Here is an 11,935-nt window from a genome sequence, read left to right on the forward strand (position 1 = left end):
CCCCTCACTCCGGCAGCCGCGCCAGTGCCGCCGAGGCCGCCGCCGCGAGGCGGGGGTGGGCGCGGGCGGCCATCAGGACGGGTCTGGCCCGCGCGTCGCCGAGCGCCCCGAGCCCTTCCACGCAGGCGAGGGCGATCTTGCCGTACGGATCGTGCGGCGCCAGTCTGCGTTGCAGCGTGGTGATCAGCGCGGGCGCCGACTCCGGGGCGCGCAGCTCCGTGAGGAGCCGCACCGGGTACAGGGCGTACGCGACGCGGAGTTCGTTGGTCGCGAGGGCGGCCGCGGCGCGTGCCGTGCGCGGGTCGCCGAGGCGGGCCAGGGCGTGGGCCGCGGCGGCGCACCGCGGCGGGTCACGGTGGTTGAGGAGGAGGACGAGCGACTCGAAGGCCCTGCGGTCCCCGGCGACGCCGAGCCTGATCGCCACCAACTCCCGGGCCCACAGGGGCTGCCCCGGGGAGACGAGCGCCTCGGCGAGCTCATCGAGGTCGTCCGTGGCGACCAGCCTCTCGTACTCCTTCGAACCGCCCGCCTCGGCCCGTAAGCGTTCCGTCACCGTCCGCAACTCCTCATCCATGGTCGCGAGCCTAAGCCTTACGCAGCTCGCGATGTAGATCACAGACATCAAGGAACATCGCGGGCTGGCGCGCTCGTTACTCGCCGGTTAGTCTCATGTGAGCGGGGCACACTCCCCGTAGCAGTTCCTTTCCTCGCCGTGGCCTGGTGACGCAGCCGCGGCGAGTGCAAGTCGGTTCGGTACTTCACGTACCTCAGTACGACGCGGCTCCGGGACAGAGCCGGTCGGCTTCTCACCGGGCGTGCCCCTCGCGCGCCGCCCGGACACGCCACGCACCACTCCCCGCTCGCCGTGCGGCCCTCGCCGCACCCGCGCGCCCCTCAGTCGTCACTCTCTTCCTGGAGTCCACGCATGGACGCTCCCTTGAACACCGTCGCCGTCATCGGTCTGGGCACGATGGGCACCGGCATCACCGAGGTCCTGGCCCGGGCGGGCCGCGAGGTCATCGGCATCGACATCAGCCAGGCGGCGGCCACCCGGGCCGTCGAGTCGCTGGAGGCCTCGACGGCGCGCGCCGTGCACCGGGGGCGCCTCACCGAGGAGGAGCGCCGCGGCGTCCTCTCCCGCTTCCGCACCTTCACCGACCTGCGGGCCGCCGCCGACGCCGACCTGGTCGTCGAGGTCGTCCCGGAGGCGTACGAGGTCAAGCAGCAGGTCTTCCGCGAGCTCGACGCCGTCGTGCGCCCCGACACGATCCTCGCGACCGGCACGAACGCGCTCTCCGTGACCCGGCTCGCCGCCGAATCGGCGCGCCCCGAGCGGGTGTTGGGCCTGCACTTCTTCAACCCGGCGCCCGCGATGAAGCTCGTCGAGGTCGTCTCATCCGTGCTGACGTCGCCCGCCGCCGTCGCCGCGGTCACCGACCTGGCACACGCCCTCGGCAAGGAGCCCGTCGCGGTCGGCGACCGGCCGGGCTTCGTCGCCGACGGGCTGCTCTTCGGCTACCTCAACCAGGCCGCCGCGATGTACGAGGCGAAGTACGCCTCCCGTGAGGACATCGACGCCGCGATGCGGCTCGGCTGCGGTCTGCCGATGGGCCCGCTCGCCCTGCTCGACCTGATCGGCGTGGACACCGCCCGCACGGTCCTCGACGCCATGTACGCCGAGTCGCAGGACCGTCTGCACGCCCCCGCGCCGATCCTGAAGCAGCTCAGTGAGGCGGGGCTGACCGGGCGCAAGGCGGGCCGCGGCTTCTACACGTACGCCGGGCCGGGCAGCGACGAGGTGGTGCCCGACGCGCTGACCCCGGCGACGGGCGAGAAGCGGGCGGGAGGGCGCGCGGTCCGCTCGGTGGGTGTCGCCGGGTCGGGGACGATGGCGTCCGGCATCGCGGAGGTCTTCGCCAAGGCCGGTTTCGACGTGGTGCTCGCCGCGCGGACCGAGGAGAAGGCGGAGACCGCCAAGTCCCGCGTCGGGAAGTCCCTGTCCCGCTCCGTCGACAAGGGCAGGATGACGGCCGAGGCCGCCGCGCAGGCGTTGGAGCGGATCACGCCGACGGGTTCGTACGAGGCGTTCGCCGACGTCGACCTGGCCCTGGAGGCCGTCGCCGAGGACCTGGACATCAAGCGGCAGCTGTTCGCGACGCTCGACAAGGTCTGCAAGCCGGGCGCGATCCTGGCCACCACAACGTCCTCGCTGCCGATCGTCGCCTGCGCCCGCGCCACGTCGCGGCCGCGCGACGTGATCGGCATGCACTTCTTCAACCCGGCGCCGGCGATGAAGCTGGTCGAGGTGGTCCGCACGGTGGTGACCGCCGACGACGTGCACGCCACGGTCCGCGAGGTCTGCGCGAGGATCCGCAAGCACCCGGTGGACTGCGGCGACCGCGCGGGGTTCATCGTGAACGCGCTGCTGTTCCCGTACCTCAACAACGCGATCAAGATGGTCGAGCAGCACTACGCCTCGCTGGACGACATCGACGCCGCGATGAAGCTCGGCGGCGGCTACCCCATGGGCCCCTTCGAGCTCCTGGACGTCGTCGGCCTGGACGTGTCGCTGGCCATCGAGAAGGTCCTGCACCGTGAGTTCCGCGACCCGGGCCTGGCCCCGGCGCCGCTGCTCGAACACCTGGTGGCCGCGGGCTGCCTCGGCCGCAAGACGGGCCGTGGCTTCCGCGAACATGCCCGGCGCTGAGCCGGCGGAGGGCCGCCCGGGCGAACGGACGGACTGGGGCGGGCTGCTCGAACCCTCGGGCGGCCCCCTCCCCCAGAAGCACAGCCCCGTCCCTCAGGAGCACCGCGCCACGCATATGCAGTACGTTCGTGGCATGTCCAAGGCCGCCAAGTCCTCACGCAACACCAGCCCCGACGCCCCCGAGAGCGCCGCGGGCAACCGTGCCGCCGCCCAGCGGCTCAAGATGCGCAGGGAGCTGGCGGCCGCGGCCATGGAGCTCTTCGCGTCCAAGGGGTACGAGGCGACGACGGTCGACGAGATCGCCGCCGCCGCGGGCGTCGCCCGCCGCACCTTCTTCCGGCACTTCCGCTCCAAGGAAGAGGCGATCTTCCCGGACCACGACGACACCCTGATCCGCGCGGAGGCCGTGCTCAACGCGGCACCGCCGCACGAGCACCCGCTCGACACGGTGTGCCGGGGCATCAAGGAAGTCATGAAGATGTACGCGGCGTCGCCCGCGGTCTCCGTGGAGCGCTACCGCCTCACCCGTGAGGTCCCCACGCTCCGGGAGCGCGAGATCGCCTCGGTGGCCCGCTATGAGCGGCTCTTCACGCGCTATCTGCTCGGCCACTTCGACGAGCACGCGCACCACGACGGCAACGACGACCCGCTGCTCGCCGAGGTCGCCGCCTCCGCGGTGGTCACCGCCCACAACCACGTCCTGCGGCGCTGGCTGCGGGCCGGCGGCCAGGGCGACGTGGAGACCCAGCTGGACCACGCCTTCGCGATCGTCCGCCGCACCTTCGGCACGGGGATCGGCGCGGGCCGCGACACCTTGCCCGCCTCGGGTCCCGCGACGGTCTCCGCCCAGGGTGAGGTGCTCGTCACGGTGGCCCGCACGGACGCGCCGCTGGACGAGGTCATGCGCACCATCGAGAAGGCGCTGCGCGAGCGTTCATAGGCGTCGTTTGGGCTGTTTTGTCCTTGGCTTTTACGGGGGCGCTACCGGTCGGTAGCGCCCCCTCTTTCATGCCCGCACCCGCTCTGACCTGCACTGATCGATCATCGGTCAAAAACTTCTGGCACCCAGTGTCTTGCCGACTGGCACGCGGTGCCATACGTTGATGTTGTCCGGGCGGCCGGCGTGCAGAGATCTTCCGTACGTCGGCTGTCCCCTCAGGCCACGGCCCGTGCGCCCGGACGCCTGCGTCACAGGCACCTCCCACGCCCCACCAGGGCGTCGCCGAGCACCACCCTTCGCCGAACCGACGGCACACCCTCCACCGCAACTTCAGCACCCGACGCAACCCTCAAGAGCGTTCCCCCTCGGACGCTTCTTCGCCGGAGGCAAAACCGTGAAGGAAATCCTGGACGCGATTCAGGCCCAGACCGCGACCGCGAACGGCACCGCCGCGGTCACGTCCGCCGACTTCGCCGCTCTCCCCCTGCCCGACTCGTACCGCGCGATCACCGTGCACAAGGACGAGACGGAGATGTTCGCGGGGCTCGAAACCCGCGACAAGGACCCGCGCAAGTCGATCCACCTGGACGACGTGCCGATCCCCGAACTCGGCCCCGGTGAGGCCCTGGTGGCCGTCATGGCCTCCTCGGTGAACTACAACTCCGTGTGGACCTCGATCTTCGAGCCGGTCTCCACCTTCAGCTTCCTGGAGCGCTACGGCAGGCTCAGCGAGCTCACCAAGCGCCACGACCTGCCGTACCACATCATCGGCTCCGACCTGGCGGGCGTCGTGCTGCGCACCGGCCCCGGCGTGAACGCCTGGAACCCGGGCGACGAGGTCGTCGCGCACTGCCTCAGCGTCGAGCTGGAGTCCTCCGACGGCCACAACGACACGATGCTCGACCCCGAGCAGCGCATCTGGGGCTTCGAGACCAACTTCGGCGGCCTCGCCGAGATCGCGCTCGTCAAGTCCAACCAGCTCATGCCCAAGCCCGGCCACCTCACCTGGGAGGAGGCCGCCTCACCGGGCCTGGTGAACTCCACCGCCTACCGCCAGCTCGTCTCCCGCAACGGCGCCGGCATGAAGCAGGGCGACAACGTCCTGATCTGGGGCGCGAGCGGCGGACTCGGGTCGTACGCCACGCAGTTCGCGCTCGCAGGCGGTGCCAACCCCATCTGTGTCGTCTCCAGCCCCCAGAAGGCGGAGATCTGCCGCGCCATGGGCGCCGACGCGATCATCGACCGCAACGCCGAGGGCTACAAGTTCTGGAAGGACGAGCGGACCCAGGACCCGAAGGAGTGGAAGCGCTTCGGCAAGCGCATCCGCGAGCTCACCGGCGGGGAGGACATCGACATCGTCTTCGAACACCCCGGCCGCGAGACCTTCGGCGCCTCGGTCTTCGTCACACGCAAGGGCGGCACCATCACCACCTGCGCCTCCACCTCGGGCTACATGCACGAGTACGACAACCGCTACCTGTGGATGTCCCTCAAGCGCATCATCGGCTCGCACTTCGCCAACTACCGCGAGGCGTGGGAGGCCAACCGCCTGATCGCCAAGGGCAAGATCCACCCGACGCTCTCCAAGACGTACCGCCTGGAGGACACCGGCCAGGCCGCCTACGACGTCCACCGCAACCTCCACCAGGGCAAGGTCGGCGTCCTCGCCCTCGCGCCCGAGGAGGGCCTGGGCGTGCGCGACCCGGAGAAGCGGGATCGGCACATCGACGCGATCAACCGTTTCCGCAACGTCTGACCGCACTGACCTGAACGCACTGAGGAGCAGCGGAACATGACAGAGCGTCAGAAGGACCGGCCGTGGCTCATGCGGACGTACGCCGGTCACTCCACGGCTGAGGCGTCCAACGAGCTGTACCGGCGCAACCTCGCCAAGGGGCAGACGGGTCTCTCGGTCGCCTTCGACCTGCCCACGCAGACCGGCTACGACCCCGACCACATCCTCGCCCGCGGCGAGGTCGGCCGGGTCGGCGTGCCGGTCTCGCACCTCGGCGACATGCGACGGCTGTTCCAGGACATCCCCCTGGAGCAGATGAACACCTCGATGACGATCAACGCCACCGCCATGTGGCTCCTGGCGCTCTACCAGGTGGTCGCCGAGGAGCAGGGTGCCGACATCACCAAGCTCCAGGGGACGACGCAGAACGACATCGTCAAGGAGTACCTCTCGCGCGGGACGCACGTCTTCCCGCCGGGCCCCTCCCTGCGGCTGACCACCGACATGATCACGTACACGGTGGCGCACATCCCCAAGTGGAACCCGATCAACATCTGTAGCTACCACCTCCAGGAGGCGGGGGCCACACCGGTCCAGGAGATCGCGTACGCGATGTCCACCGCCATCGCGGTTCTCGATGCCGTACGCGACTCGGGGCAGGTTCCCGAGGAGAAGTTCGGGGACGTCGTGGCCCGCATCTCCTTCTTTGTGAACGCGGGCGTCCGCTTCATCGAGGAGATGTGCAAGATGCGGGCGTTCGGGCGGATCTGGGACCAGGTCACGCGCGAGCGGTACGGCATCGAGAACCCGAAACACCGCCGGTTCCGCTACGGCGTGCAGGTCAACTCCCTGGGCCTGACCGAGGCCCAGCCGGAGAACAACGTCCAGCGGATCGTGCTCGAAATGCTGGCCGTGACGCTCTCGAAGGACGCACGCGCGCGTGCCGTGCAGCTGCCCGCCTGGAACGAGGCGCTGGGCCTGCCCCGGCCCTGGGACCAGCAGTGGTCGCTGCGCATCCAGCAGGTCCTCGCGCACGAGAGCGACCTCCTGGAGTACGAGGACATCTTCGACGGCTCGCACGTCGTCGAGGCCAAGGTGGCCTCGCTCGTCGACGAGTCACTCGCCGAGATGGACCGCATCGAGAAGATGGGCGGCGCGATGGCCGCCGTCGAGTCCGGCTACCTCAAGTCGCAGCTCGTCTCCTCGCACGCGGAGCGCCGGGCGCGCATCGAGTCCGGCGAGGAGAAGATCGTCGGCGTCAACTCCTACGAGTCCACGGAGCCGAGCCCCCTCACCTCGGACCTGGACGCGGCGATCATGACGGTCGACCCGGCGGTCGAGGCGCGCGTCGTGAGCGCGCTCCAGCACTGGCGGGACACCCGCTACCAGCCGCCGTTCAACCACCCGCGCCCCTGCAAGGCCCTCCAGCGGCTCAAGGAGGTGGCCGCAGGGACGGGCAACCTCATGGAGGCCACCCTGGAGTGCGCACGCGCCGGTGTGACGACCGGGGAGTGGGCGGGGGCCCTGCGGGAGGTCTTCGGGGAGTTCCGGGCCCCCACGGGCGTCTCCAGCGCTCCGGTGGCCGTCGCGGCCGAGGAGGGCACGCCGCTCGCCCTCGTCCGGGAGAAGGTCGCACGGACGGCCGAGGACCTCGGCGGCGGCCGGCTCCGCTTCCTGGTCGGCAAGCCCGGCCTCGACGGGCACTCCAACGGCGCCGAGCAGATCGCGGTGCGCGCGCGTGACGCGGGCTTCGAAGTGGTCTACCAGGGCATCCGCCTCACGCCGGAGCAGATCGTCGACGCGGCGCTCGCCGAGGACGTGCACGCGGTGGGGCTCTCGATCCTCTCCGGCTCGCACGCGGAGCTCGTGCCGGACGTGCTCGTGCGGCTCCGCGAGGCCGGCGCCCCGGACATTCCCGTCATCGCCGGCGGCATCATCCCCAACAGCGACGCCGAGGCCCTGAAGGCGGCGGGTGTGGCCGCCGTCTTCACCCCCAAGGACTTCGGCATCACCGAGATCATCGGCCGTATCGTCGACGAGATCCGGAAAGCGAACCACCTCGACCCTCTGGAGGTCCCCGCATGACCCCGTCCGTGAACCGTCTGCGTCCGCGCCGCTCCTGTCTGGCCGTACCGGGCTCGAACCCCCGCTTCCTGGAGAAGGCCCAGGGCCTCCCCGCCGACCAGGTCTTCCTCGACCTGGAGGACGCCTGCGCGCCGCTCGCCAAGCCGGAGGCCCGGCACACCATCGTGAAGTTCCTCAACGAGGGCGACTGGACGGGCAAGACGCGGGTCGTGCGCGTCAACGACTGGACGACCGAGTGGACGTACCGCGACGTCGTCACGGTCGTCGAGGGCGCGGGCCAGAACCTCGACTGCATCATGCTGCCGAAGGTCCAGACGGCCGACCAGATCGTCGCGCTCGACCTGCTCCTCACCCAGATCGAGAAGACCATGGGCTTCGAGGTCGGCAAGATCGGCATCGAGGCGCAGATCGAGAACGCGCGGGGCCTGAACAACGTCAACGCGATCGCCGAGGCCTCCCCGCGCGTCGAGACCATCATCTTCGGCCCGGCCGACTTCATGGCGTCGATCAACATGAAGTCCCTGGTCGTCGGCGAGCAGCCGCCCGGCTACCCGGCGGACGCCTACCACTTCATCCTGATGAAGATCCTGATGGCCGCCCGCGCCAACAACCTCCAGGCCATCGACGGCCCCTACCTCCAGATCAAGAACGTCGACGGCTACCGCGAGGTCGCGAACCGCGCCGCCGCGCTCGGCTTCGACGGCAAGTGGGTCCTGCACCCCGGCCAGGTGGAGGCCGCCAACGAGGTCTTCTCGCCCTCCCAGGAGGACTTCGACCACGCCGAGCTGATCCTGGACGCGTACGAGTACTACACGTCCGAGGCGGGCGGCAAGAAGGGCTCGGCGATGCTCGGCGACGAGATGATCGACGAGGCGAGCCGGAAGATGGCGCTGGTCATCTCCGGGAAGGGCCGTGCGGCGGGGATGCGGCGCACGTCCAAGTTCGAGGCCCCGGAGGCGTAGAGAATCATGCAGTTCGGCCGCACCTACGAAGAGTTCGAAGTCGGCGCCGTGTACAAGCACTGGCCCGGAAAGACGGTCACCGAGTACGACGACCACCTCTTCTGCCTGCTCACCATGAACCACCACCCCCTCCACATGGACAGCAACTATGCGGAGCGGACGACGGACTTCGGGAAGAACGTCGTCGTGGGCAACTACATCTACTCGCTGCTTCTCGGCATGTCCGTGCCGGACGTCTCCGGCAAGGCCATCGCCAACCTGGAGGTCGAGTCGCTCAAGCACGTGGCGCCGACCTTCCACGGCGACACGATCTACGGCGAGACGACGGTCCTCGACAAGACGCCGTCGAAGTCCAAGAGCGACCGCGGGATCGTGTACGTGGAGACCAAGGGCTACAAGCAGGACGGCACGCTCGTCTGCGTGTTCCGCCGCAAGGTGATGGTGCCCACCGAGACGTACATCAAGGAGCGCGGCGGCGAGCAGCCCGGCCGCCCGGAGCTCGACGCCCCGTCGAAGAACGCGGAGAAGTGAACCCATGAGCCGACTCGCGCAGACCGCCGGTCTCACCGACATCCAGCAGGAGATCCTGGCCACGGTGCGGGACTTCGTCGACAAGGAGATCATTCCTGTCGCGACCGATCTGGAGCACCGTGACGAGTATCCGCAGCAGATCGTCGACGGCCTCAAGGAGTTGGGGCTCTTCGGGCTCATGATCCCGGAGGAGTACGGCGGTCTGGGCGAGTCGCTGCTCACGTACGCGCTCTGCGTGGAGGAGATCGCGCGCGGCTGGATGTCGGTCTCCGGCATCATCAACACCCACTTCATCGTCGCCTACATGCTCAAGCAGCACGGCACGCAGGAGCAGAAGGAGACCTTCCTGCCGCGCATGGCGGCCGGCGAGGTGCGGGGCGCGTTCTCCATGTCGGAGCCGGGCCTCGGCTCCGATGTGTCGGCCATCACATCGAAGGGCGTACAGGACGGCGACGAGTACGTCCTCAACGGCCAGAAGATGTGGTTGACGAACGGCGGTACGTCCACTTTGGTGGCCGTCCTGTGCCGGAGTGACGAAGGACACCCCGAGGGCACGGCGCCCCACAAGTCGATGACCACGTTCCTTGTCGAGAAGGAGCCCGGTTTCGGAGAGGTCCGCCCCGGCCTCACCATCCCCGGCAAGATCGACAAAATGGGTTACAAGGGCGTCGACACGACCGAACTCATCATGGATGGGCTGCGAATTCCGGCCAATCGCGTGCTCGGCGGCGTCACCGGCCGAGGGTTTTACCAAATGATGGACGGTGTCGAGGTCGGGCGCGTCAATGTCGCGGCGCGTGGCTGCGGCGTCGCTCAGCGTGCGTTCGAGCTCGGCGTCTCGTATGCCCAGCAACGTCACACTTTCGGCAAGGCCATCGCCCAGCACCAGGCGATCCAGTTCAAGCTGGCCGAGATGGCTACCAAGGTCGAGGCCGCCCATGCGATGATGGTGAACGCAGCGCGCAAAAAGGACTCGGGGGAGCGAAACGACCTCGAAGCAGGGATGGCGAAGTACCTCGCGTCCGAGTACTGCAAGGAAGTCGTCGAGGACGCGTTCCGGATTCACGGCGGCTACGGCTTCTCGAAGGAGTACGAGATCGAGCGTCTCTACCGGGAGGCCCCCATGCTGCTGATCGGTGAAGGTACCGCCGAGATCCAGAAAATGATCATTGGCCGACGACTTCTCGAAGAGTATCGATTCCAGGGCTAGATGCCCGGTTTGGGCCACTTTCGCCGAGAAGAAGATCACACCCTGTCAACACTCTTCGGCCGCTGACTCGGCTTCCTGGCTTGCCCAGTTGTGGCTCGCAACCGATAACATCCGGAAAAAGCCGCCGTCCCCCGTTCACTGCGCGGCATCATCCGCTACGAAGGTCATCCATGCCCCACAGCCAAACCTCTGCACCACGCGACGGCATTCTTCAGGGACGCCTTGCTCGCGGAGCATCGCCGTGGCTCCTGCCGACCGTCGCCACCGCCGCACTCAGCCTCGCCCGCGCGCGCCGCTCCAAGAGCGCCGCGGCCGTGGCCGTACCCGCCACCGCTCTCGCGGCGGGCATGCTGTGGTTCTTCCGCGACCCCGAGCGCGAGATCGCTCAGGGCCGGGTCATCTCCCCCGCCGACGGCGTGGTGCAGAGCATCATGCCGTGGAAGGACGGGCGGACCCGCGTCGCCATCTTCATGAGCCCCCTGAATGTCCACGTCAACCGCGCGCCCCTGGCGGGCACGGTGACGTCCGTGGAGCACATCCCCGGCGGGTTCGTCCCGGCGTTCAACAAGGAGAGCGAGAACAACGAGCGCGTTGTCTGGCACTTCGACACCGAGCTCGGCGACATCGAGATGATCCAGATCGCGGGCGCGGTCGCGCGGCGCATCGTGCCGTACGTGCCGCAGGGCACGAAGGTGGAGCAGGGCGAGCGGATCGGTCTGATCCGCTTCGGCTCGCGCGTCGACATCTACCTCCCCGAGGGTGTCGAGGTGGACGTCGAGGTCGGTCAGAAGACCGTGGCTGGGGTGACTCGCATTGACCGTGGTTGATCCAGAGACACAAGCGGGCTGGGTGCCCGAGGCGGTGCAGGACGAGGCCGACGAGGAGATGCCTCTCTCACTGCGCCTGTCGATAGCGGACACCCTCACCCTCGGCAACGCCACGTGCGGGTTCATGGCGGTGTACTTCACCACCACGGGCATCCTCATCCCGTACGTGCAGGGCAGCACCGAGAGCGGCATGGCGCGGCACTCCGCCGCGACCGCCGTGATCCTGATGCTCTGCGCGGCCGTCTTCGACCTGTTCGACGGGCTCGTGGCCCGCAAGCTGCGGTCCTCGCCGATGGGCGCGGAGCTGGACAACCTGTCGGACCTGATCAGCTTCGGTCTGGCGCCGGCGTACTTCGTCCTCGTCTACGGCATGGTCGCCGACGACGCCCACCAGCGGGTGGCGGCGGTCGGCGCGATCGTCGTACTGCTGGCGGTGGTGCTGCGGCTTGCGCGGTTCAGTTGCGTCACCGTGAAGGACGGCACCTTCCAGGGCATGCCGTCGCCCTTCGGGGCGCTCACGGTCGTCTCGATCGTGCTCCTGGAGCTGCCGTTCGTGGCGACGCTCCTCGCGATCATCGGCACGGCCTGGCTCATGGTCAGCCGCGTCGAGTACCCGAAGCCGCGGGGCCCCCTCGCGGTGGCCATGCTCTCCTGGATCGTCGCGGCCATGGGGCTCCTCGCGGCCTGGGCGTTCGACGCGCCGGGCGGCCAGCTGCTCCTCCAGACCGGCTGCGCGCTCCAGCTCGTCCTCGGGGCGGTCATTCCCCTCTTCGCCACGGCTCGGAGGGTGAACAACTTCCGGGGCAACCGGCGTGAGGCGCGGGCCGCGCAGTTGCCGTAGCGGCGCGAGTGCCGGCGGCGCTTGTACGTAGCCCAGGGGGCCTGAACCGGATGGTTCAGGCCCCCTTTGCGTACCGTCTTGTCGCCCTCCGGGCTCG

10 protein-coding genes are annotated in these 11,935 nt (G+C 69.1%); 9 read left to right on the plus strand and 1 reads right to left on the minus strand.

The genetic code is table 11. The annotated features are described in order from the left end of the window. Positions 1-4: 4 nt before the first annotated feature. Positions 5-574 (minus strand): adenylosuccinate lyase, encoded by a 570-nt coding sequence (locus tag ACZ4Z4_RS08480; protein WP_362997546.1) that lies wholly within the window; start codon positions 572-574, stop codon positions 5-7. 351 nt (positions 575-925) lie between these two features. Between ACZ4Z4_RS08480 and ACZ4Z4_RS08485 the strand changes: the two genes are divergently transcribed. From ACZ4Z4_RS08485 to pssA, 9 genes are all read left to right on the plus strand, one after another. Continuing rightward, positions 926-2,707 carry a 3-hydroxyacyl-CoA dehydrogenase family protein gene (locus ACZ4Z4_RS08485; RefSeq protein WP_468324005.1) on the plus strand — a complete coding sequence of 594 codons (1,782 nt, stop codon included), beginning with the start codon at positions 926-928 and terminating at the stop codon, positions 2,705-2,707. A gap of 133 nt (positions 2,708-2,840) precedes the next feature. Next, on the plus strand, positions 2,841-3,647 hold the full coding sequence (locus ACZ4Z4_RS08490) for a TetR family transcriptional regulator (protein WP_468324008.1): 807 nt from the start codon (positions 2,841-2,843) through the stop codon (positions 3,645-3,647). Between the two features lie 394 nt (positions 3,648-4,041). Next, a complete protein-coding gene (gene ccrA / locus ACZ4Z4_RS08495) occupies positions 4,042-5,403 on the plus strand; it encodes a crotonyl-CoA carboxylase/reductase (RefSeq protein WP_468324010.1) in 1,362 nt (453 codons plus the stop codon). A 36-nt stretch (positions 5,404-5,439) separates the two neighbouring features. After that, on the plus strand, positions 5,440-7,467 hold the full coding sequence (locus ACZ4Z4_RS08500; RefSeq protein ID WP_468324013.1) for a methylmalonyl-CoA mutase family protein: 2,028 nt from the start codon (positions 5,440-5,442) through the stop codon (positions 7,465-7,467). Next, positions 7,464-8,429, plus strand: a complete 966-nt coding sequence (locus ACZ4Z4_RS08505; protein WP_468324015.1) for an HpcH/HpaI aldolase/citrate lyase family protein — start codon at positions 7,464-7,466, stop codon at positions 8,427-8,429. The genes ACZ4Z4_RS08500 and ACZ4Z4_RS08505 overlap by 4 nt, the downstream gene beginning before the upstream one ends. 6 nt (positions 8,430-8,435) lie before the next feature. Next, entirely contained in the window at positions 8,436-8,960 is a 525-nt protein-coding gene (locus ACZ4Z4_RS08510) for a MaoC family dehydratase (protein WP_468324018.1), read from the plus strand. A 4-nt stretch (positions 8,961-8,964) separates the two neighbouring features. Beyond that, positions 8,965-10,170: an acyl-CoA dehydrogenase family protein gene (locus ACZ4Z4_RS08515; RefSeq protein ID WP_385941628.1), complete on the plus strand. Its 1,206-nt coding sequence runs from the start codon at positions 8,965-8,967 to the stop codon at positions 10,168-10,170. 170 nt (positions 10,171-10,340) lie between these two features. Further along, positions 10,341-10,997, plus strand: a complete 657-nt coding sequence (locus ACZ4Z4_RS08520; RefSeq protein ID WP_268774447.1) for a phosphatidylserine decarboxylase — start codon at positions 10,341-10,343, stop codon at positions 10,995-10,997. Continuing rightward, on the plus strand, positions 10,984-11,838 hold the full coding sequence (gene pssA, locus ACZ4Z4_RS08525) for a CDP-diacylglycerol--serine O-phosphatidyltransferase (RefSeq protein WP_362997565.1): 855 nt from the start codon (positions 10,984-10,986) through the stop codon (positions 11,836-11,838). The genes ACZ4Z4_RS08520 and pssA overlap by 14 nt, the downstream gene beginning before the upstream one ends. The last annotated feature ends 97 nt before the right edge of the window (positions 11,839-11,935 follow it).

The organism is Streptomyces sp. NPDC030245 (assembly GCF_055572995.1).